This is a genomic window from Geodermatophilus sp. SMS 5-13, from assembly GCF_059428245.1.
In genome coordinates this window covers 2,564,815-2,586,978 of the sequence record NZ_CP165729.1, presented here as the reverse complement: position 1 = coordinate 2,586,978, position 22,164 = coordinate 2,564,815, and the positions used below count along the sequence as shown (strand labels likewise).

Here is a 22,164-nt window from a genome sequence, read left to right as displayed (position 1 = left end):
AGAGATCGGACCCATGACCGACGCCACCGCCGCCTCCGCGGACGCCGCCCTCACCGACAAGCTCGCCGCCCTCACCCTCGAGGAGAAGGTCCGGCTGCTCACCGGCCGGGACTTCTGGAACACCTGGCCGATCGAGAAGATCGGGCTGCGCCGCATCCTCGTCTCCGACGGCCCCTCGGGAGTCCGCGGCGAGGTGTGGGACGAGCGCGACCCGTCGCTGAACCTGCCGTCGGCCACGGCGCTGGCCGCCTCGTGGGACCCGGACATCGCGCGCCGCTACGGCGCGGCCGCCGCCGTCGAGGCCCGGCGCAAGGGCGTCGACGTCGTCCTCGGCCCGACGATCAACCTCCACCGCTCCCCGCTGGGCGGCCGGCACTTCGAGGCCTTCAGCGAGGACCCGGTGCTCACCGGCGAGCTCTCCGCCGCCTACGTGACCGGCGTGCAGGACAACGGCGTCGGGGCCACCCCCAAGCACTACGTGGCCAACGACTTCGAGACCGACCGCTTCACCGCCGACGTCAAGGCCGACGAGCGGACCCTGCGCGAGCTGTACCTGCTGGCGTTCGAGAAGTCGATCACCGAGGCCCGCGCCTGGCTGGTGATGAGCGCCTACAACTCGATCAACGGCGCCACGGCCACCGAGAACGAGCTGCTGGAGACCCCGCTGAACAGCGAGTGGGGCTTCGACGGCGTCGTCGTCAGCGACTGGACGGCGGTCCGCAGCCTGGAGTCCGCCCGGGCGTCGCAGGACCTGGTCATGCCCGGCCCCGAGGGCCCGTGGGGCGACGCGCTGGTCGAGGCCGTCCGCAACGGCGAGATCGACGAGTCCGTCGTCGACCGCAAGGTGCTGCGCATCCTGACCCTCGCCCAGCGGGTCGGCGCCCTGGACGGCGCCGCGCCGGCCGAGCCGACCTGGGTCGAGGACGGCGTCGCGTTCACCCGCCAGGCGGCCGTCGAGGGCACCGTGCTGCTGGAGAACCGGGGCGAGCTCCCGTGGGACGCCGCCGCGCTGCGCACGGTCGCGGTCATCGGCAACAACGCCTCGGCCGCCCGCACCCAGGGCGGCGGGAGCGCCACCGTCCTGCCCGAGTACACGGTCTCGCCGCTCGACGGCATCCGGGCCGCGCTGCCCGGCGCCGAGGTCACCTACTCCGTCGGCGCGGTCGTGCAGACCGGCGTCGTCGAGCTGCCCCTGGCGCAGCTGACCAACCCGGTGACCGGCGACCGCGGCCTGCGGGCCCGGTTCCTCGACGCCGACGGCACCGAGCTGTTCGCCGAGGACCGGCGGTCGACCAACCTCGTCTACTTCGGCGGCGACGCGCCGATCGAGAAGGCCGCGGCGTACGAGCTGACCACGCGGCTGACGCCGGCCGACTCCGGCGCCGTCCGGCTCGGCTTCGCCCTCGTCGGGTCGGCCAGGCTGTACGTGGACGGCGAGCTGCTCGTCGAGAGCGACCTCGAGCCCAACGGCACCGACCTGGGCGCGGCGTTCATGAACCCGCACACCGCCTCCGCCGAGATCGAGCTGACCGCCGGCAAGCCCCTCGACCTCCGGTTCGTCTACGACCTCGCCGCCCGCGAGGGCTTCGCCGCGCACGCCATGGCGCTGCGCGTGGGCACCGAGCCCGCCGAGGTGGACGAGGACGCGCTCATCGCCGAGGCCGCCCGGGCGGCCGCCGAGGCCGACGTGGCGCTGGTCGTCGTCGGCACCAACTCGATCGTCGAGTCCGAGGGCTACGACCGCGAGTCGCTGGCCCTGCCCGGCCGGCAGGACGACCTGGTCCGCGCCGTCGCCGCGGCCAACCCCCGCACGGTCGTGGTGGTCAACGCCGGCGCCCCGGTCCTGCTGCCGTGGCGGGACGACGTCGCCGCGCTGCTCATCGGCTGGTTCGGCGGCCAGGAGTTCGGCAACGCGATCGCCGACGTCCTGCTCGGGGTCGCCGAGCCCGGCGGCCGGCTGACCACCACCTGGGCGGCCGACCAGGCCGACGTCCCCGTGCTGAACTGCACCCCGAAGGACGGCGTCGTCGCCTACGACGAGGGCATCCACATCGGCTACCGCGCCTGGCTCAAGCAGCAGACCCCGCCCGCCTACTGGTTCGGCGGCGGCCGCGGCTACACGCAGATCGACCTGACCGGCGTCTCCGCGGCCGGCACCGCGGCCGCCGGCGACGTGGCGAGCGTGACCGTCGAGGTGGCCAACCGCGGCGAGCGCGACGGCAAGCAGGTCGTGCAGGTCTACGCCGAGCGGCCGGACTCGGTGGTCGACCGGCCGGTGCGCTGGCTGGTCGGCTCGGCGCCGGTGCGCGTGCCGGCCGGGCAGACGGCTTCCGTCGAGGTCGCCGTCCCCACCCGCTACCTGGCGTACTGGGCGGACGGCTGGGAGTACGAGCCGGGCGAGTACCGGCTGCGGGTCGGCACCACCGCCGTCGACCTGCCGCTGGAGACGACCCTGCGGGTGACCGCATGAGCCGGGGTCCCAACCCGCTCGTCCCCGGCTTCAACCCCGACCCCAGCGTCGTCCTGGCCGACGGCGCGTACTACCTCGTCACGTCGAGCTTCGAGTACCTGCCGGGGATCCCGGTCTACCGCAGCACCGACCTGGTCGAGTGGACGCAGATCGGCAACGTGGCCACCCGGCCCGAGCAGCTGGAGATCGGCGACGTGCCGACGGGGCTGGGCGTCTGGGCGCCGACGATCCGGTACCGCGAGGGCACCTTCTACGTGATCGTCACGATCCCCTCCAGTCCGAAGGGGTGCGTCGTCTACACGGCGACCGACCCGGCCGGGCCGTGGGACGACGGCACCACGATCGAGGGCGTCAACGGCATCGACCCCGACCTGACCTGGGACGACGACGGCACCGCCTACGTCACCTTCTCCGGACTGCTGCTGTCGGGGCCGGAGCTCGGCACGCACCTCGGCGTCCAGCAGGTGCGCGCCGACCTCACCGCGGGCAAGGCACTGGAGGAGCCGCGCTCGCTGTGGTCGGGCACCGGGCTGAAGTTCCCCGAGGCGCCGCACGTGTACCGGCGTGGCGGCTGGTGGTACCTGCTCATCGCCGAGGGCGGCACCGAGCGCGGCCACGGCGTCAGCGTTGCCCGCGGCCGCTCGCCCGAGGGCCCGTTCGAGGGGCACCCGGCCAACCCGGTGCTGTCGGCGCGGAGCACCTCGCGGCCGATCCAGAACACCGGCCACGCCGACCTGGTCGACACCCCCGAGGGCGGCAGCGCGCTGGTCCTGCTCGGCGTGCGGCCGCTCGGGGCCACGGTGTCGTTCTCGCCGCTGGGCCGGGAGACGTTCATCACCGACGTCGCCTGGGTCGACGACTGGCCGCAGCCGGAGCCGGTGGAGCTCGCGCCGCGGGCGGGCGTGTCCGAGGAGGCGTTCGACTTCGCCACCGACGACCTCGCCGACCCCGGCTGGCTCGCCGTTCGCACCCTGCCGGCCGACGTCGCCGACGTGCGCGGCGGCCGGCTGGCCTTCACCGGAGACGGCAGCACGCTCGGCGACGCGCACCCGCGGTGGGTGGGCCGACGCCAGCGGCACCTCACCGCGAGCGTGTCGACGCGGGTCGACGCCGCGCAAGGCGTCGGCGGGCTGGCCGCCCGCTACGACGAGCAGCACTGGTTCGCCCTCGAGGCGCGCGGTGACGGCGAGCGCACCACGGTCACCGCCCGGGCGCGGGTGGCCGGCCTGGCCCAGGACTGGACGGCGTCCCTGCCCGCCGGCGAGGTGGAGCTGCGCGTCGAGACGAGGCCGCCCGCGGGTGGCTTCGGCGCCGAGGCGATGGGCGGCGACCGCATCCGGCTCGTCGCGGCCGGCGGCGGCGAGGAGGTCCTGCTGACCGAGCTCGACGGGCGCTTCTGGACCGCCGAGAGCTGCGCGTCGTTCACCGGCCGGGTGCTCGGGCTCTACGCCACCGAGGGCACGGTGACCTTCGCCGACTACCGCTACCGCGGCTCGGAGAGCGGCGAGCAGTTCCGCCCCGGCGAGGTGGGGGCATGACCACGTCCCTGACCCCCCTCCCGCTCGGGGACGCCGAGGCCGAGGACGCCTCGATCCTGTGCGGTCTGCCCTGGGTGCCCGATGACGACCAGCGGTTCCTGCGCAACGTCACCGTCCCCACCCTGACGCCGTACCTGCCCGACCCGGAGACCCGGACGGGCACCGGCGTGGTGATCGCCCCCGGCGGCGGACTGCACTTCCTGTCCATCGACAACGAGGGCGCGTGGGTGGCCGAGCGGCTGGCCGAGCGCGGGATCGCCGCGTTCGTGCTGCACTACCGCGTCACCCCAACCCCGGTCCCCGCCGCGGAGTTCGACGCGGTCACCGAGCGGCTGTTCGGCGACCAGGCGTACATGGCCGAGATCTCGCGGGTGCAGCGCGGCCCCGCCCTCGCCGACGGCGGCGCGGCGGTGCGGCTGGTCCGCGAGAACGCCGGCTCCTGGGGCCTCGACCCGGAGCGCATCGGCATGCTGGGCTTCTCCGCCGGCGGCTACGTGTCGCTGGTGACCACCCTGGACGGCGCGCCGGAGGAGCGGCCGTCGTTCGTGGCGCCGGTCTACCCGGCGTGGTGGGACGAGATCCGCGTGCCGGAGCCCGCGCCGCCGATGTTCCTGGCCTGGGCGAGCGACGACCAGCTCGGCGACGCGATCATCGGCTCGTCGCTGCGGCTCTACGACGCCTGGCGGGGCGCCGGCGCGCCGGTGGAGGCGCACGCGTACGCCCGCGGCGGGCACGGCTTCGGCATGCAGGCGCAGGGAGCGCCGTCCGACGGCTGGTTCGACGCGTTCCTGGCCTGGCTGACCGCGTCCGGGCTCGCATGAGCCGCCGCGTCGCCACCACGCCCGACGGGATGCGCTTCCGCGACCTCGACGGCGACGGGGTGATGGCCCCGTACGAGGACCCCCGGCTCTCCCCCGAGGAGCGGGTCGCCGACCTCGTGCCCCGGCTGTCGCGGGAGGAGAAGGCCGGCCTGCTCTTCCACACGATCATCGGCGTGGGCGCCCCGGGCGAGCACGACGACCCGGCCGGGTTCAGCCCGGAGACCGCGCGGGAGCTGGTCACCGGCAAGCTGATGAACCACTTCAACGTGCACGAGCTGCCCGCGCCGCGGGAGACCGTGCGCTGGCAGAACGCGATGCAGGAACTGGCCGAGGAGACCCCGCACGGCATCCCGATCACCTTCTCCTCCGACCCGCGGCACGCCTTCACGCAGAACGTCGGCGTCGCGCTCGCCGCCGGGGCGCTCTCGCAGTGGCCCGAGCAGCTCGGCCTGGCGGCGATCGGCGATGCGGACCGGGTGCGGGAGTTCGCCGACATCGCCCGCCGGGAGTACGTGGCCCTGGGCCTGCGCGCGGCGCTGCACCCGCAGGTGGATCTGGCCACCGAGCCCCGCTGGGGCCGGCAGGTGCAGACGTTCGGGCAGGACGCCGCCACGGCCGCGGAGCTCGTCGCCGCCTACCTGGCGGGCATGCAGGGCGACACGGTCGGGCCGGCCAGCGTCGCGTGCACGACCAAGCACTTCCCCGGCGGGGGCCCGCAGCTGGACGGCGAGGACCCGCACTTCGAGTACGGCCGCGAGCAGGTCTACCCCGGCGGCCGCTTCGACGAGCACCTGGTGCCCTTCCGCGCCGCGATCGACGCCGGGACCAGCGGGATCATGCCGTACTACGGCCTGCCCGTCGGGCTGGAGCGGGGCGGCGAGCCGGTGGAGGAGGTCGCCTTCTCCTTCAACCGGCGGATCATCACCGGCCTGCTCCGGGAGGAGCTGGGGTACGACGGCGTGATCCTCACCGACTGGGGGCTGGTCACCGACGTCGAGATCTTCGGCCGGCCCTTCCCCGCCCGGGCCTGGGGCGTGGAGCACCTCGCGCCGGTCGACCGCATGGCGCGGATCCTCGACGCCGGGGCCGACCAGTTCGGCGGCGAGAGCCGCACCGACCTGGTGCTCGAGCTCCTCGACAGCGGCCAGGTGGCCGAGTCGCGCATCGACGAGGCGGTCCGGCGGGTCCTGCTGGTCAAGTTCGCGCTCGGCCTGTTCGACGACCCCTACGTCGACGAGGACGAGGCCGGGCGGGTGGTGGGCGCCGCGGAGTTCCGCGAGGCCGGCCACCGCGCGCAGGCGGAGGCGATCACGGTGCTCAAGAACGACGGCGTGCTCCCCCTCCGCGGGCGGCTGTTCGTGGACGGCGTCGACCCGCAGGTCGCGGCCGGGTACGGCGAGGTGGTGACCGACCCGGCGCAGGCCGACGTCGCCGTCGTCCGGGTGCAGGCGCCGTTCGAGCCGCGCGACCAGTACTTCCTGGAGGGGCACTTCCACCAGGGCTCGCTGGACTTCCCGGCCGAGGTGGTCGAGCGCGTCGCGAAGCTGGCCGCCCAGGTGCCCGTCGTCCTCGACGTCTACCTCGACCGGCCGGCGATCCTGACCCCGTTCGACGGCGTGGTCTCGGGCCTGACCGCCGGCTTCGGCGCCTCGGACGCCGCGCTGCTCGACGCGCTGACCGGGCGCATCCCGCCCCGCGGCCGGCTGCCGTTCGAGCTGCCCCGGTCGATGGACGCCGTCCGCGCGAGCCGGCCGGACGTGCCGTCGGACACCGAGGACCCGCTGTACCCGTACGGGTCCGGACTGGACCTGAGCTGAGAGGAGCACCGTGCGCCGCACGCCGTTCACGGCCGGCTGGCAGACCCGCCCCAAGGCGAACCCGTTCGCCGAGCTGACCGGCGGCGCCCCGCCCTGGCAGGCGGTGACGCTGCCGCACGACGCGACGCTCGGCCGGGAGCGCGACGGCGAGCACGGCGCGGCGTCGGGCTTCTTCCCCGGTGGCGCCTACGAGTACCGGGCGACGCTGACGGCCCCGCCGGAGTGGCGGGACCGGCGGGTGCTGCTGGAGTTCGAGGGCGTCTACCGCTCGGCCATGGTGTACGTGAACGGCGCCCTGGCCGGGCAGTGGGGCTCGGGCTACACCGGCTTCGCCGTCGCGCTGGACGACTTCCTGCGCTACGGCGAGGACAACGAGGTGCGGGTCGACTGCCGGGCCCACGCGGACTCGCGCTGGTACGCAGGCGCCGGCATCCACCGGCCGGTGCACCTCGTCGTCGGCCCGCTCACGCACATCGCGCTCGACGGCGTCCGGGTGACGGCGAAGGACGTCGACGCCGACTACGCGGTGGTCGAGGTGGCGACGACGGTGGAGCACGACGGCCGCGGGCTGCGCACCCTCACGGTGGCCACCGAACTGCGCGGTCCCACCGGCGCCGTGGTGGCGAGCGACCGGGTGCCGGTCACCGTGCGGCCCGGGGAGCCGTCCGTGGTGCGGCAGCGGCTGACCGTCGCCGACCCGGCGCTGTGGGGGCCGGACTCCCCCGCCCTCCACACGGCCACCGTGGCGCTGCGCGACGGCGAGGAGACCGTCGACGACGACACCGTGACCTTCGGCATCCGCACCCTGTCCGTGGACCCGCACCGCGGCCTGCGGATCAACGGGCAGCAGGTGCTGCTGCGCGGCGCCTGCGTGCACTCCGACAACGGCGTGCTCGGCGCCGCCGCGATCGACCGCGCCGACGAGCGCCGCGTCGAGCTGCTCAAGGCGGCCGGCTTCAACGCGCTGCGCAGCGCCCACAACCCGATGAGCCGGGCCATGCTCGACGCCTGCGACCGGCTCGGCGTGCTGGTCATGGACGAGCTGACCGACATCTGGACCGAGGGCAAGACCGACTTCGACGCCGCCCTGCACTTCCCGCACTGGTGGGAGCGCGAGGTCGAGGAGCTGGTCCGCAAGGACGCCAACCACCCCAGCGTCGTCTTCTACTCGATCGGCAACGAGATCCCCGAGGTCGGCAAGCCGCACGGGGCGCTGTGGTCGCGGCGGCTGGCGGAGAAGGTCCGCGAGCTCGACCCCTCGCGGCTGGTCACCAACGGCGTCAACGGCACGCTCTCCACGCCGCACGACCCCACGCAGATGAACCTGCCGAACGTGGAGGAGGTCGGCATCAACACGCTCATGGCCAGCATGGGCGAGCTGATGACCACCTTCGCCGGGTCGGAGACGGTCGGCAACGCGACGGCCGAGACCTTCGGCGTCCTCGACGTCGCGGGCATGAACTACATGGACTCCCGCTACGAGAAGGACCGCGAGCTGTACCCGAACCGGGTGATCGTGGGCAGCGAGACCTTCCCCGCGCAGATCGACCGGCTGTGGCGGCAGGTGCAGGACCACCCGCACGTCGTCGGGGACTTCACCTGGACCGGCTGGGACTACCTCGGCGAGGCCGGCATCGGCCGGGTCTCCGATGCCGAGGACCCGGACGCCGCGCAGCTGGCCGCGCCCTACCCCTGGCTGGCCGCCTGGTGCGGCGACATCGACATCACCGGGCACCGCCGGCCGGCCTCCTACTACCGGGAGATCGTCTTCGGGCTGCGCAGCGAGCCGTACCTCGCCGTCCAGCGGGCCGAGCGGGCCGGCCGGGAGCTGGTGCTGACGCCGTGGTCGTGGCCCGACGTCGTCGAGAGCTGGACCTGGCCGGGCGCCGAGGGGACGCCGCTGGCCGTCGACGTCTACAGCGACGCCGACGAGGTCGAGCTGCTGCTCGACGGCCGCTCGCTGGGCACCGCCCCGGCCGGTGAGAAGCACCGGTACCGCGCCTCGTTCGAGGTGGCCTGGTCCCCCGGCGAGCTGACCGCGGTCGCCCGCACCGGCGGCCAGGAGACCGGCCGGACGACGCTGCGGACGGCGGACGGCGACGTGCGGCTGTCGCTCACCCCCGACCGGGACGCGATCCGCGCCGACGACACCGACCTCGCCTACGTCGACATCACGCTCACCGACGCCGCGGGGACGCCGGCCCTGGGCGCCGACCGCGCGGTGACCGTGACCGTCGACGGGCCCGCCGTCCTGCAGGGCCTCGGCAGCGCCGCGCCCGCCACCGAGGAGTCCTACCTCGACGACGTGCACACCACCTTCGACGGCCGGGCGCTCGCCGTCGTCCGCCCCACCGGGCCGGGCGTGATCACCGTGACCGTGACCGCGACCGGGCTCGCCCCCGTCACCGCTCGAGTGGAGGCTCGATGACCAGGCACTTCGGGCCCGACTCGACCGTCGGCGCGCTGCTCAAGAGCGGCGAGGCCCGCCGCATCCTGCAGGAGACCCTGCCCGGCGTGCTCAACTCGCCGATGGTGCAGCACCTGCAGGCCTTCCCGATCGGCGGCATCATCGCCCGCGACCGGGCCCTGTCCGGCGACCCGGCGGCCGTCGACCGGCTCTGGGAGCGGCTGGCCCAGGTCGAGGAGCACGCGCGGCACCCCGAAGGCTCCCGCCGGATCGATCCCGACCCGGGCTACGAGGGCGAGGACGTCCCGCGGGGCTCGGCGACTGCGTCCTCCCCCGCCACGGTGGGCGTCCACGAGCGCTTCCAGCTCGACCTCGCCGGACCCGCCCACGGCAACCCGTTCGTGGACGTGGAGCTCTGCGCCGACTTCACCGGCCCCGACGGCAGCACGGTCGCCGTCGGCGGCTTCTACGACGGGGACGGGCGCTACGCCGTCCGGTACCTCCCGCCCACCGCCGGCACGTGGACGTTCACGACGCGGTCGACCGCGCGGTCGCTGGACGGGATCGAGGGCACGGTCGAGGTGGTGCCGTCCTCCGCGAAGGGGCCCGTCCGGGTCGACGGGTTCCACTTCCGGTACGCCGACGGCAGCCGCTACCTGCCGATCGGCACCACCGCGTACGCGTGGACGCACCAGGGGGACGAGGTCGAGAAGCGCACGCTCGCGGCGCTCGAGGGCTCGCCCTTCACCAAGATCCGGATGTGCCTGTTCCCCAAGTCCTACCTGTACAACTCGAACGAGCCCGAGCGGTACGTCTTCCCGAGCGACGGGGACGGCGGCTGGGACGTCACCCGCTTCGACCCCGCCTACTTCGCGCACCTCGAGGAGCGGCTCGACCAGCTCGCCGCGCTCGGCATCGAGGCGGACCTCATCCTGTTCCACCCCTACGACCGCTGGGGCTTCTCCGACCTGGGTCCGGACGCCGACGACCGCTACCTGCGCTACGTCGTCCGTCGTCTCGCCGCGTTCGGCAACGTCTGGTGGTCGATGGCCAACGAGTACGACCTGCTGTTCTCGAAGACGGTGGACGACTGGGAGCGGCTGGCCGCGATCGTGGTCGAGGAGGACCCGGTCGGGCACCTGCGCTCGATCCACAACTGCTTCGGGTTCTACGACCACTCGCGCCCGTGGATCACGCACTGCAGCCTGCAGCGGGTGGACACCTACCGGACCGCCGAGAACACCGACGAGTGGCGCACGCGGTGGGGCAAGCCCGCCGTGATCGACGAGTGCGGCTACGAGGGCGACCTCGACCAGGGCTGGGGCAACCTGACCGGCGAGGAGATGACCCGCCGCTTCTGGGAGGGCGCGGTCCGCGGGGGCTACGTCGGCCACGGCGAGACGTACTTCGCCGAGGACGAGGAGATCTTCTGGGCGAAGGGCGGGACGCTGCGCGGCACGAGCCCGGAGCGGATCGCCTTCCTCGCCCGCATCACGGCCGAGTCGCCCACCGGCGTGCTCGACCCGCTGCCCTCGGAGTGGGACGCGCCGTGGGGCGGGGTGGACGGCGAGTACACGATCATCTACTTCGGCTTCAACCGCCCCCGGTTCCGGACGATCTCCCTGGCGCCGGGTCAGCGAGTGCACGTCGACGTCCTCGACACCTGGAACACGACGGTCGAGCGGCTGCCCGGGACGTTCGAGGGCACGTTCACCGTGCCCCTGCCGGCCCGGCAGTACATGGCGCTGCGGCTCACCGCCGCGGGGTGAGCCCCGACGGGCCGACGGCGTGACCACACCCAACGTGCTGTGGATCAGCACGCACGACATCAACCCGCACCTGGGTTGCTACCGGGGCGTGTACCCGGGCGCGGAGTACGCGGTCACGCCCCGGCTGGACCGCCTGGCGGCGGAGGGGGTCCGCTACGACAACGCCTTCGCCAGCGCTCCGGTGTGCGCGCCGTCCCGCTCGGCGATCTACACCGGCTGCCACCCTTCGGCCATCGGGACCATGCACATGCGGACCAAGGCCGTGCCACCGCCGGAGGTCCGGCTGTTCACCGAGCACTTCCGCGCGGCCGGTTACTACACGACGAACAACTGGTTCACCGACTTCCAGGTGCACATCCCGGGGACGGCGTTCGACGACTGCAGCCCGACGGCGCACTGGCGGAACCGGCCCTCGCCGGACACGCCCTTCTTCGCGACCTTCCACGGACTGATCACCCACGAGTCGCAGATCTACCTCGACGACGAGGCCTTCGAAGCCGCCACCTCGCGGGTGCGCCCCGAGGACCGGCACGACCCCGCCGCCGCGCCGCTCCCGCCCTACCACCCGGACACCCCGGTGTTCCGGCAGGCGTGGGCCCGCTACGCCGACCTGGTCACGGAGATGGACCGCTGGGCCGGCGGGCTCCTCGACCAGCTGGCGGACGACGGGCTCGCCGGGGACACGATCGTGGTGTTCTGGAGCGACCACGGCCTGGGCATGCCGCGGGCCAAGCGATGGGCCTGCGAGAGCGGTCTGCGGGAACCGCTGATCGTCCGCTGGCCGGGGGTCCTCGCGCCGGGCCAGGCACGCACGGAGCTGGTCCACCTGCTGGATCTCGCCCCGACGATGCTCGAGGTGTGCGGCATCGGCGTGCCCGAGCACATGCACGGCAGGCCGTTCCTCGACCGGTCCGGCGCCTTCCTCGCGCCCAACGAGTTCGTCTTCGGCGGCCGTGACCGCATGGACGAGCAGGAGGACACCGTCCGGACCGTGCGGGACGCCCGCTACCGCTACATCCGGAACCTGCACCCGGACCGCCCGGGCATGGGGCACTGCGACTACCCCGACCACCTGAGCACCTGGCGGGAGTTCCGCCGGCTGCACTTCGAGGAGGCCGGCCAGCTGGCCCTCGGCGTGCCGCGGGACCGGCTGACCCCTCTGCAGCGGTCGGTCGTCGCGCCGGTCAAGCCTGCGGAGGAGCTCTACGACGTCGTCGAGGACCCGCACGAGACCCGCGACCTCGCCGCCGACCCGGCGCACGCCGGGACCCTCGAGCGCCTGCGCGGCGCCCTGGACGAGTGGACCGTCCGCTACGGCGACCTGGGGCTGCTGCCCGAGGACGAGCTCGTCGAGCGGTGGCGGCCCGGTGGGCGCCTCCGGCCGACCGAGGCTCCCGAGGTCACGGCCCGCGACGGCCGGCTCGAGGCCCGCTGCGCCACACCGGGAGCGTCCATCGGCTGGACGACGGACCCACCCGGGTCGCCGTCGTCCGGCGATCAGCCGGGCACTGCGCTGGGTGGTGCCGTCGGGATGCCCGAACAGGACGGGCGGTACTGGCGGCTGTACACCGGCCCGATCGCGCCTGCTGGTCAGGTCTGGTTCCGCGCCTGGCGGCTCGGCCACGAGCCCAGTGACGACGTGCCGGTCCACCTGGGCCCGGGAGCCGCGGGCGGCGCCTGACACCGCGGCTGTCGATGGTTGCCTTCCGCCCGGCGAGGGCGAGGCGCACGCTCACCAGGGTGCTGCCCCGTTCGGTCGCCGGCCCGATGGATGTCAGGAGGAGCGTCCGGTCAGGGACGGCGGTGCTCGCTTAGCGGCCGCCCGTGCAGGAGCACCTCGACGGCGGGGCCCAGTTCGTGCTGCCCGTCGTGGGCCAGGGTGAGCAGTTCCCTAGCCGACTCGGTCTCGGCGCGCAGACTCTCCTCTGTGTCCGGTTCCTCACGCACCCAGCGTCCGGACAACGCTTCCTGCCGGTCCAGCCATGCGGCCAGCCGCTCGGCCAACTCCTCGGCAGCAACAACTCGACTTCTCGACGACTGGGCGCGCGAGCATCGCCGCCGCGAGTTACCGGGACTGGCGCACATCTGTCACACCTTCGTGCCGAACTCAGACCGGCTGAGCTGCGATTTCGTTGTCCACAGCGCTCGCGGGGGCGCCGTCGTTCGAGTATGATCGAACACGTGTTCGATGACATCCGGGGGCTCGGCCGCACGCCGGCGGCGGTGACCATGCGGCGGGTGCGGCAGCGGGCGGCGGTCGCCCGGGCGGTGGCCGCTTCGACCGGCTGGCCGTCGTTCGCGCCGCAGACCGGGCTGGCCGCCGGCCCGCTGGGGCTGGCGCAGGCCGCCGACCGGGAGCTGGCCCGCTCGTTCGCGGCGCGGGCGCGGGCGCTGGCCGAGTTCGCGTTGTCCCGCTCCCCGGAGACGGATCGGGCGCAGGGCGAGCCGGGGGCGATGAGCGCGGCGCGGTGGGCGGCGCGGCCGGAGATCCTCAAGCAGACCAGCGAGTGGACCGCCCAGGAGGTGTCGATCGGGTTGACCTGCGCCCAGGGCCGGGCCGAGGGGCTGGTGGCCGAGTCGCTGACCCTGGTGCAGCGGCTGCCGGGCACGGTGGCCGCGCTCGAGGGTGGGCTGCTCACGATCGAGCACCGGCATCCGATGCTGGAGCAGGTCGCGCCGATCCGGGACGACGCGCTGCGGGCGGAGGTCGAGGCGGAGCTGCTGCGCTGGGTGGCCGCGCGGGCACAGCAGCGGACGATCACCACGCCGGCGCAGCTGGCCGACAAGGCGCGGCGGCTGGTGGCCAAGCGGAACGCCCGGGACAAGGCGCAGGAGGCGCTGCAGGCGCTACGGGGTCGGGGGGTGTTCCGCCAGCGCGAGCGCGGCGCGGGGCTGGCGGGCATCGCCGGGGTGGGCACCGCGACCGAGATCGCGGCGCTGCTGGCGGCGCTGGGGGCGTACGCGGATGCGGTGGAGGACGAGCCGGGGGCGGCGGTCCGGTCGCGGGCGGAGAAGATGTGGGACTGCCTGCTGGACCTGGTGCTGCGCCCGGGCGGCACGGTGTTGCCGCTGCAGGTCACGCTGACGGTGGTGGCCGGAATGCAGGCGGCGCTGGACGGGGACGGCCCGGTCGAGGTCGACGGCGTGCAGGTGTCGGCCGAGGCGGGGCGGGCGCTGCTGCGGCTGCTCACCGGCAGCCCGCTCGGCGAGGCCGCCCGGGCCGAGTACCGCCGCCTCGCCGAGCAGGCGGCCGCTGAAGCGGCGGCCGGCGCGGCGGCAGGCGGCGACGACGACGCCACGCCCGATGCCGCGGTGTCCAGCGATCGGAGGGCCGGCGCGGGCACCGCCGACGACCGCGGGTCCGACCTCGTCACCGGCCAGGACCGCGACGAGGGCCTCCTCAGCGACGAGGACTACGACGAGGACGCCGACCAGGACTTCGACGACGACTTTCCCGACGACGTCGACGAGGAGCTCGACGCCGAGGGGGCGGTGGAGCCGATCGCGGGCCTGCCCGACGGCATCGCGCCCGCCGACCTGGCCGATGATCCGTTCCTGACGCCGGGGCAGCGGCGCTGGCTGCGCCGGCTCGAGGCGCAGTACTGGGCCGAGTGGGAAGACCGGCTGACCGCCGGTGAGTTCGACGATCCCGAGCCGATCGGCGAGGCGGAGGTCCGCGCCGCCGCGGCGCGGGCCGCCGCCGCCGGCTGGGCCGCGGAGCACCGCGCCGGCACCGAGGCCGCCGAGCGGTGGTGGGCGGAGTTCCAGGCCGGCCGGCATCCCGATCCCGACCCACACGGCGACGGCTGGCCGAACGACGCCCCCGACCCGCCGCCGATGACCCCGGCACCGGGCGGCGGCTGGTGGGCGACCGCGGACCGGGCGGTGCAGGACGCCTCCCGGGCGCTGCGCGACGCCCAGCTCGCGGTCAGCCACGCCCGCCGGTTGGTGCGCACCGCGGAGCGGGCCGATGACGCCGACGAGGCCGCGTGGCGGGCCGGCCCGGCCGGCCGGGTCAGCGCCGCCACCGACGCCGTGGGCGCGCTGTGCGCCGCGGCCGCCGCCGACCGCCGGGCGGTGGCCGGCCTGCTGGGCCGCACCGCCGGCGGCGGCCTGGCCGACCGCCCGCGGCTGGCCCTGGTCGACGCCCCGACCGGGGCGCTGGTCTGCCTGACCGACCTGCCGTCCCTGGGCCGCGCCGCGCGCTGCGACCGGCCGGCCTGCACCCGCCGCCCCGAGCGCTGCGACCACGACCTGACCGGCCGGCCGGGCCTGGGCGCCCCCGGCCCCACCGACGGCTACCGGCCCGGCGCCGAGCTCGACCGGTTCGTGCGCGCCCGCGACCGCCGCTGCCGCTTCCCCGGCTGCCGCCGCCTGATCGCCACCGGCGAGCTGGACCACCGCATCCGCTGGCCCGACGGCCCCACCGCCGCCGGCAACCTGGCCGGGTTCTGCGTCGGCAACCACCGCGGCAAACACCAGGCCCCGGGCTGGTCCTACGACGACGACCCCGACGGCACGCTGACCGTCACCACCCCCACCGGCCTGGTCGCCGCCACCGATCCCCCGCCGTTCTCATATGGAGTCCCTCCCTTCTAGGGGCAGGGTGAGGCAGCCCCTCCAGCCGTCGCTCGAGGGGCTGCCTCTGGCCGTTGATGCGGGCGGTGACGAGCGTGTCGGTGTCGACGCGTGGTCACTCTCATATGCGCGGGTCGGGACCGCAGGACGGGTTGTTCGGCGGGAGCGTTGCCGCGGGTCTAGTGACGAGCGTGGCCGGTGCGGGCTGCTCATAGAACGGTCGCGGGTTCGCTCCTCACGCTGCCGTCACCGGGCCGGTGATCATCAACGGACGTGTGCGGGCCGCCGGGCTTGCCGGTCCTCGCTCAACGGCGCTGCTCCGGGAGCCGGGGCGGGGGTCAACGTGGAGCACGCGCAGCGCAGCGAGCATGAACGACGTTGACCATCGACACGGGCCCGGAGAGCCTCTCGCCGGCGAGGACATCGCCCGGGTGTCTCCACGCCCCGATGGGTCAGGGCTCGGGCGCCATGACCGCCAGCGCCTGGCACCAGCCGGCCAACTCCCGAGCGATCGCGGTGTTGGCCACCACCGGCCGTTTGCCGCGGGCGTCGAAGGACCGCCAGCGGGCGTGCAGCCGCCGGTTCCCCTTCGCCGCGTGCACCACCACCGCCCCGGCGCGTGGGACCAGCGGCGCTGCAGCTTGGTCGAGGGCCGATACGGCGGGCGGTGATGCCAGGCCGCTTCGATCAGTAGCCGGCGCACATGGGTGTTGCCGGTCTTGGTCACCCCGCCCTGCGAGCGGCTTTCCCCGGTGGAGTCCTCGCAGGGCACCAGCCCCAAGTAGGACCCGATCGTGGCCGGCGAGAGCCGAGACCAGTCGCCGATCTCCACCGCCAACCCGAATCCGGTCAACGTGGAGATGCCGCGCAGGCAGGCCAACCGATCGACGACCGGGGTGAACCGGCTGGCGGCGGCCAGCCCCGCGATCGCCTCATCCAGACGGTCCCGGCGGCCCTCGGCCGCGGCCAGCGCCTCCAGCGCGGCGTCGTAGGCGGCCCGCAGCGCCGGCTGGGCGAAGCGGTGGGTGCGTAGCCAGTTCTCGTGCTGCCGGGTCCAGGCCGTGCCCCCGGCATAGACGATGCCCTGCCGCAGCAACAGGTGGGTGACCCGGTGCCGGGCGCTCATCAGATCCCCACGCATGTCCTCGCGGGCGCGCACCAGATCCCGCGCCGCCTCGGTCTCCTCATCCGGCATCGCGACCGGGGTCACCTGGCCCACCGCCAGCAGCCGGGCCAGGTGCAGCGCGTCTTTGGCGTCGGTCTTCACCCGATCGCCGGACGGGCGTAGCAGCCGCGACGGCGCCGCCACCACACAGTCGATCCCCGCTGCCTGCAACGCTCGGGCCAGCCCGAACCCGGTCGGGCCGGCCTCATAGGTCGTCTTCACGGGTCCGGGCAGCGACCGCAGCCAGTCAATGACCTGCTCATGGGCGGGCGTCAACCGCGTTCGCAGCACCTCGCCGGTCTGCACATCCAGCCCACACCCGACGACCGAACGGGCGTGAACATCCAGCCCGACACTCGTACGCTGACCGATCACTGGGGCCTCCCACGCCTGTGGCTCTACCGCCAGGGCCCACCCCTGCGCGGCAACCCACGATCATTCGTGGCGGGGCCCCAGCCCCCATACCGTCTAGGGTCTGGCCTGCAGATTTCAGGCAGGGGGCGATGACCCACCGTGCCTGCGTGCGCCGCCCGCAGACCCCCGATGCTTGGACCGCAGTAGTCGCGGGATCCGTCGGCCTGGTTGCAAGCGCTGGGCAGCGCATCAGCCGACGAGCGCCATGGCTGACGACTCGGGACCCGCGCCGTCGTCCTAGTCGGGTGCGGCGAGGAGCAGCGCGGCAAGCGGCTCGAGAGAGACCATGAGCTCATCGAGCTCGCGAGGCGCGAGGCACTCGTAGGGCTTCGCGGCGAGGTCATCGGTGAGCGCCTCGACCCGCTGTCTGACGGCGCGACCCGATTCGCTCAGCCAACCGTCCTCCCCGATCAGGTCACGGCGGCGCATCCCGTCGATCACCTCGGCAATCTGAGCCGCAGGAAGGTGGTGGATGCGTCCGAACTTCTCCGCCGGCATGCCCATGTCGAGGGCAAGGAGGACGTGCGCCTCGAGGCCGCCGACGCCCTCGACCCTCAGGGCCGCGATGTGCCCGTCGCCGCGGTGCTCGCGGAGGAGGGACGCTGCGTGGAAGAGGCGGCCGACCGCGTCATCGGGCACCGGGAGCGCGCGGAGCGCGGCGTACATCGGTCGCCCCTCGGGCGGGGCGCTGGTCGCCGCCTTCAGCAACAGGTCGGCGGCGCGGGCGAAGGCGGGCGAGTCGACGCGATCGCCGAGGATCCGCCGGAGCGCGTTTCCGCATCCTGACTGACGAGCCGCGATCGCCGCTTCGGGCGTGGTGGTTCGCCACACCTTCGGGATGTGGCGGGCCACCTCGCCAGGAGCGAAGTTGTAGAAGAGCGCGTCCACCACCTCTGCCGTGGCGAGGCCCAGCGGGGCCGCGCGCCCGGCGAAGTAGGTGTCCCAGTAGTCGGTGAATCCCAGGGAGAACAACGCCTCGTTGGGTTCGTGGGTCGAGTACGGGACGACACCGATCGGCTCGACGAGTTCGAACATCCGCCGAGCGATCGAACGCATCGTCGACGCCTCCCGCCGTAGAGCCGGCGCTTGATCCTGAACGCTCACGAGCACTTGGACGATCACGCGCCGCTGAACTCATCGCAACAGGGCCGTCCGGCTGGCGTCCCTGAGCGGCGCACTCTGGGCGACTCGGTGGCGACCTCGCCGATGAGGCGTCTCTGACGCCGCCCTCAGGGACGTGCGACGGCGCGCGGGCGGGGACCGCCACACCGTCTACAGCGGCCGAGCAGCCTCCTGGGTCCCGGTGATCGAGAGGCCGAAGGGCTCGAGCCGGTACCGGCGACCGGGGTGAGCGGTGATCAACCGCATGCTCCGGACGCCGAGGTCGCGGAGGATCTGCGTGCCCGTCCCGTACTCCAGGTCGTCCGGGGAGGCGTCGCCGGTCTCGGGCGCGACGTGCCCCAGGATCGGCCGGTTGGCGCCGAGCACCTGGTCGGCCTGCGGCCGGACGTAGACGACGACGCCCCGCCCCTCGTCCGCGATGAGGGCGAGCGCCTCCTCCAGCTTCCCCCGGCACTCGCACAGCTGGGACCCGAACAGGTCGCCCACGGGACACTCGGCGTGCACCCGCACCAGCAGGTCCTGCCCGTCCCCCACCTCGCCCCGGACGAGGGCGACGTGCGCGGAGGCGTCCACGGTGCTGCGGTAGGCGATCGCCCGGAACGGCCCGTGGTCCGTGGGGACGACGGTGTCCGCCACCCGCTCGACCAGCGTCTCGGTGGCCAGGCGGTAGCGGATGAGGTCCGCGATCGACACCAGCGGCAGTCCGTGCCGGTCGCAGAACTCCCGGCAGGCCGGCGCGTCCATCATCGTGCCGTCGTCGTTGACCATCTCGCAGAGCGCGCCCGCCGGCGGCAGCCCGGCCATCCGCACGAGGTCCACCGCCGCCTCGGTGTGTCCGGGCCGGCGCAGCACCCCGCCCGGGACGGCGCGCAGCGGCATCACGTGGCCGGGCCGGGTCAGGTCCTCGGGGGTGGTCGCGGCGTCGGCGAGCGCGCGGATGGTGATCGCGCGGTCCTCGGCCGAGATGCCGGTGGAGTGCACCCCCCGGGCGTCCACGGTCACCGAGTAGGCGGTGCCCTTGCGGTCCTCGTTGACCGCCGTCATCGGCGGCAGGTGCAGCCGGTCCAGGTCGCCGCCGGTCATGCCGACGCAGATGAAGCCGGAGGTGTGGCGGACCATGAACGCCGTCTGCTCCGTGGTCGCCGTCGAGGCGGCGAAGATCAGGTCCCCCTCGTTCTCGCGCCCCTCGTCGTCGACCACGACGACGGACCGGCCCTGGGCCAGGGCCTCCACGGCGGTCTCGACGGGATCGAGACGCACGCCCGTCGCCTCGCGATTCGGTTCCACGATCCACCTTCGGTTCCCTGCACGGCCGGCATCCGCCGGCGGGCGATCGACAGTAACTGCGGGACGAGGAGCCTCAGGCCCCGGGCCGTCCCTCGTCCCCGCCGGAGGCCGCCGCGAGCAGGCGCCGCGCCGTCTCCACGTCGGTGACGAGGACGTTCACCCAGCCGCCCCGCAGCGCCCCCAGGACGGCGGTCACCTTCCGCTCCCCGCCGGCCACGGCGACCCGGCGGGGCACGTCCAGCAGCTGCGGCACGGAGATGCCGACCACCCGGTCGTCGAAGGAGGAGCGCACCGGCTCGCCGTGCTCGTCGAAGTAGCGCAGGCAGATGTCGCCGACCGCGCCGGCGTCCCGCAGCAGCTGCAGGTCCTCCGCGGAGACGGCGTTGCCGCTCTGCCGCAGCAGCGGCGAGGGCTCCAGCGACCCGATCCCCACCAGGACCATGGTCAGCCGCTTCCACAGGTCCATCACGGTGCTCACCGTGGAGTCGCGGGTCAGCGACCGGCGCGCGGCCGCCGTCCCGAGCACCCCGGGGGCCGGCAGGAACGCCGGGGTCGCCCCGGTGGCCTGCGCGAAGCCCGCGATGAGCCGGTTCGCCTGCATCTGCACCTGGGGGTCCCCGACGCCGCCGACCACCTGGACCACCGTGTCGACGACGGTCGACCGGGCCGTGCGCATCGCCTGGACGGCGGCCAGCAGCGTGGCCGACCAGGAGGAGATCCCGACCGTGTCCCCTCCGGTGAGGGTCGCCTCCAGGTAGGCGGCCGCGGCCGAACCCAGCGGCGTGGTCAGCTCGTCGTCCCGGCCCCAGGCGTCGACGACGACGGCCTCGCGCAGCCCGAAGGCACCCTCGAGGTCCTGCTCGAGGTCCGAGTGGACGCCGCTGGGCACCACGACCGTCGTCCGGACCACCCCGACCTCGCTGGCGCGCTTCAGCAGCCGGGACACCCGCGGCTGCGAGACGTGCAGCTCGGCGGCGATGTCCGCCTGCCGCATGCCCTGCTCGTGGTACATGCGGGCGATCCGCACCATGAGGCGCAGCTGGTCGTCGGACTGCGCCAGCCGCCCTCCTGCTCCGGACGCCATCGCGCACCTCTCCCGTGCCCCGTACCGCTCCCGCACTGCACACCCGTGCCTGCGCCACGAACATTGACACGTTAGCCACGGCTTCGTTACGGTGGATCTATTCATTACTGAATTGTTATTCACCCCGATTGCCGAGAGCTCGACAGGAGTGCCATGACCCGGACCATCGGTGCCGGTCCGTACGTGCTCTCGATCGATCAGGGGACGACCAACTCGAAGGCGGTCCTCGTCGACGGATCCGGGGCCGTCGTGGGCACCGGGTCGGCCCCGGTGGGCATCGCCCATCCCCGCCCCCGCTGGGTCGAGCAGGACGCCGAGGACCTCTGGAGCTCCGTCGTCCGGGCCGTCGACGACTGCCTCGCCCGCTTCCCCGAGGCGGTGCCCGCGGCCGTCGCCGTGACCAACCAGCGCGAGTCCGTCGTCGCGTGGAGCCGCCGCACGGGCCGGCCACTCGGTCCGGTGCTCGGCTGGCAGGACGCCCGGACGACGGAGCGGTGCGCCGAGCTGGTCGACCAGGGGCTGGACCCCGTCGTCCGCCGGCGGACCGGGCTGGCCGTCGACGCGATGTTCTCGGCGCCCAAGATGCGCTGGCTGCTGGACGCCGCGCTCGCCGGGGGCGCCGAGGCGGACGACGTCTGCCTGGGCACCGTCGACTCCTGGCTGGTGTGGCGGCTCACCGGCGGCGCGGTGTTCGCCGCCGAGGCCGGCAACGCGGCCCGCACGCTGCTGTTCGACCTGGCCGCCCTCGACTGGCACGAGGACCTGACCACCGCCTTCGGCGTGCCCCGCGCGTGCCTGGGCGAGGTGCGCGCCTCCGACGCCGGCTTCGGCACCACCGTCGCCTCCGGGCGGCTGCCCGCGGGCCTGCCGATCGCCGCCGTCCTCCCCGACTCCTCGGCCGCGCTGTACGCCCACGGCGCGACCAGCCCCGGCGGCGCGAAGGTCACCTACGGCACCGGCTCCTCGATCATGGCGCCCGCCCCCGGCGCGCCCCAGGCGCCGGCCGGGGTCAGCACGACGCTCGCCTGGCTCACCGCCGAGGGGCCGACCCTCGCCCGCGAGGGGAACATCCTCGCCAGCGGGGCGGCCCTGGACTGGATGGCCCGCGTGCTCGGGGCGCCGGCGGAGGAAGCCGGCGGCAACTTCCTCGGCCGGCTGGCCGCCGAGGTCCCGGACGCCGCCGGCGCGGTGCTGGTGCCGGCGTTCTCCGGCCTCGGCGCCCCGCACTGGGACCGCGACGCCACCGGGCTGCTGACCGGGCTCACCGCCGCCACCTCCCGCGCGCATCTCGCCCGCGCCGCCCTCGAGTGCGTCGCCCACCAGGTGGCCGACGTCGTCGACGCCATGGAGTCCGACGGCGCGGTGCACCTGGCCCTGGTGCACGCCGACGGCGGGGCGAGCGCCAGCCGGCTGCTCATGCAGCTGCAGGCCGACCTGCTCGGCCGGCCGGTGTCGGTCGCCGCCTCCGCCGAGGCCTCGGCCGTGGGCGCGGCGCTGCTCGCCGCCCGGTCGCTCGGGCTCGCCGTCGGGGACCGGGAGCTGACCGACCCCGGCTCCGTGGTCCACCCGCAGCTGCCCGAGGACCAGCGCCGGCAGGCCCGCGCGGCCTGGGCCGACGCCGTCCGCCGCTCCCGGGGGCAGAACGCGCCCCCAGCACCCCCGACCCCCGCACCGACGACCGACCGGAGATGA

14 protein-coding genes are annotated in these 22,164 nt (G+C 74.4%); 9 read left to right on the top strand and 5 right to left on the bottom strand.

Annotated elements, in window-relative coordinates; all coding sequences use genetic code 11:
• The first annotated feature begins 13 nt into the window (after positions 1 to 13).
• Genes AB3388_RS12660 through AB3388_RS12630 form a run of 7 tightly spaced genes read left to right on the top strand, consistent with a single transcriptional unit; the run spans position 14 to position 12,503 of the window.
• Positions 14 to 2,470 carry a glycoside hydrolase family 3 protein gene (locus AB3388_RS12660; protein WP_495411121.1) on the top strand — a complete coding sequence of 819 codons (2,457 nt, stop codon included), beginning with the start codon at positions 14 to 16 and terminating at the stop codon, positions 2,468 to 2,470.
• A complete protein-coding gene (locus tag AB3388_RS12655) occupies positions 2,467 to 4,008 on the top strand; it encodes a glycoside hydrolase family 43 protein (RefSeq protein WP_495411120.1) in 1,542 nt (513 codons plus the stop codon). Before AB3388_RS12660 ends, AB3388_RS12655 begins: the two co-directional genes overlap by 4 nt.
• Positions 4,005 to 4,829, top strand: a complete 825-nt coding sequence (locus AB3388_RS12650; protein ID WP_495411119.1) for an alpha/beta hydrolase — start codon at positions 4,005 to 4,007, stop codon at positions 4,827 to 4,829. The genes AB3388_RS12655 and AB3388_RS12650 overlap by 4 nt, the downstream gene beginning before the upstream one ends.
• Positions 4,826 to 6,646, top strand: coding sequence for a glycoside hydrolase family 3 protein (locus AB3388_RS12645; protein ID WP_495411118.1), 1,821 nt, complete (start codon positions 4,826 to 4,828; stop codon positions 6,644 to 6,646). The genes AB3388_RS12650 and AB3388_RS12645 overlap by 4 nt, the downstream gene beginning before the upstream one ends.
• A gap of 10 nt (positions 6,647 to 6,656) precedes the next feature.
• Positions 6,657 to 9,074: a glycoside hydrolase family 2 TIM barrel-domain containing protein gene (locus AB3388_RS12640; RefSeq protein WP_495411117.1), complete on the top strand. Its 2,418-nt coding sequence runs from the start codon at positions 6,657 to 6,659 to the stop codon at positions 9,072 to 9,074.
• Positions 9,071 to 10,822 carry a DUF5605 domain-containing protein gene (locus AB3388_RS12635; RefSeq protein WP_495411116.1) on the top strand — a complete coding sequence of 584 codons (1,752 nt, stop codon included), beginning with the start codon at positions 9,071 to 9,073 and terminating at the stop codon, positions 10,820 to 10,822. Before AB3388_RS12640 ends, AB3388_RS12635 begins: the two co-directional genes overlap by 4 nt.
• 19 nt (positions 10,823 to 10,841) lie before the next feature.
• Positions 10,842 to 12,503, top strand: coding sequence for a sulfatase family protein (locus AB3388_RS12630; protein WP_495411115.1), 1,662 nt, complete (start codon positions 10,842 to 10,844; stop codon positions 12,501 to 12,503).
• A 110-nt stretch (positions 12,504 to 12,613) separates the two neighbouring features.
• On the opposite strand, the gene AB3388_RS12625 is transcribed toward AB3388_RS12630, so the two are convergent.
• Positions 12,614 to 12,826 carry a hypothetical protein gene (locus AB3388_RS12625; protein ID WP_495411114.1) on the bottom strand — a complete coding sequence of 71 codons (213 nt, stop codon included), beginning with the start codon at positions 12,824 to 12,826 and terminating at the stop codon, positions 12,614 to 12,616.
• A 177-nt stretch (positions 12,827 to 13,003) separates the two neighbouring features.
• Here AB3388_RS12625 and AB3388_RS12620 point away from each other — a divergent pair, with 177 nt between their 5' ends.
• Positions 13,004 to 15,421: an HNH endonuclease signature motif containing protein gene (locus tag AB3388_RS12620; protein WP_495411113.1), complete on the top strand. Its 2,418-nt coding sequence runs from the start codon at positions 13,004 to 13,006 to the stop codon at positions 15,419 to 15,421.
• 214 nt (positions 15,422 to 15,635) lie between these two features.
• Here AB3388_RS12620 and AB3388_RS12615 read toward each other — a convergent pair whose 3' ends face one another.
• From AB3388_RS12615 to AB3388_RS12600, 4 genes are all read right to left on the bottom strand, one after another.
• Positions 15,636 to 16,940, bottom strand: a complete 1,305-nt coding sequence (locus tag AB3388_RS12615) for an IS110 family RNA-guided transposase (protein ID WP_495411112.1) — start codon at positions 16,938 to 16,940, stop codon at positions 15,636 to 15,638.
• 276 nt (positions 16,941 to 17,216) lie between these two features.
• Entirely contained in the window at positions 17,217 to 18,101 is an 885-nt protein-coding gene (locus AB3388_RS12610; protein WP_495411111.1) for an SCO6745 family protein, read from the bottom strand.
• Between the two features lie 150 nt (positions 18,102 to 18,251).
• The gene (gene ribB, locus AB3388_RS12605) at positions 18,252 to 19,361 is read right to left on the bottom strand and encodes a 3,4-dihydroxy-2-butanone-4-phosphate synthase (protein ID WP_495411110.1); all 1,110 of its coding nucleotides are present in this window, start codon (positions 19,359 to 19,361) and stop codon (positions 18,252 to 18,254) included.
• 100 nt (positions 19,362 to 19,461) lie between these two features.
• Positions 19,462 to 20,472, bottom strand: a complete 1,011-nt coding sequence (locus tag AB3388_RS12600) for a sugar-binding transcriptional regulator (protein ID WP_495411109.1) — start codon at positions 20,470 to 20,472, stop codon at positions 19,462 to 19,464.
• A 153-nt stretch (positions 20,473 to 20,625) separates the two neighbouring features.
• Here AB3388_RS12600 and AB3388_RS12595 point away from each other — a divergent pair, with 153 nt between their 5' ends.
• Positions 20,626 to 22,164 (top strand): FGGY family carbohydrate kinase, encoded by a 1,539-nt coding sequence (locus AB3388_RS12595; RefSeq protein WP_495411108.1) that lies wholly within the window; start codon positions 20,626 to 20,628, stop codon positions 22,162 to 22,164.

What these genes read in the sequence shown, in the direction of transcription:
- AB3388_RS12645 (WP_495411118.1), top strand. Translation starts at nt 4,826, where the DNA reads ATGAGCCGCCGCGTCGCCACCACGCCCGACGGGATGCGCTTCCGCGAC.
- AB3388_RS12600 (WP_495411109.1), bottom strand. Translation starts at nt 20,472, where the DNA reads ATGGCGTCCGGAGCAGGAGGGCGGCTGGCGCAGTCCGACGACCAGCTG.
- AB3388_RS12655 (WP_495411120.1), top strand. Translation starts at nt 2,467, where the DNA reads ATGAGCCGGGGTCCCAACCCGCTCGTCCCCGGCTTCAACCCCGACCCC.
- AB3388_RS12660 (WP_495411121.1), top strand. Translation starts at nt 14, where the DNA reads ATGACCGACGCCACCGCCGCCTCCGCGGACGCCGCCCTCACCGACAAG.
- AB3388_RS12650 (WP_495411119.1), top strand. Translation starts at nt 4,005, where the DNA reads ATGACCACGTCCCTGACCCCCCTCCCGCTCGGGGACGCCGAGGCCGAG.
- AB3388_RS12635 (WP_495411116.1), top strand. Translation starts at nt 9,071, where the DNA reads ATGACCAGGCACTTCGGGCCCGACTCGACCGTCGGCGCGCTGCTCAAG.
- AB3388_RS12595 (WP_495411108.1), top strand. Translation starts at nt 20,626, where the DNA reads ATGACCCGGACCATCGGTGCCGGTCCGTACGTGCTCTCGATCGATCAG.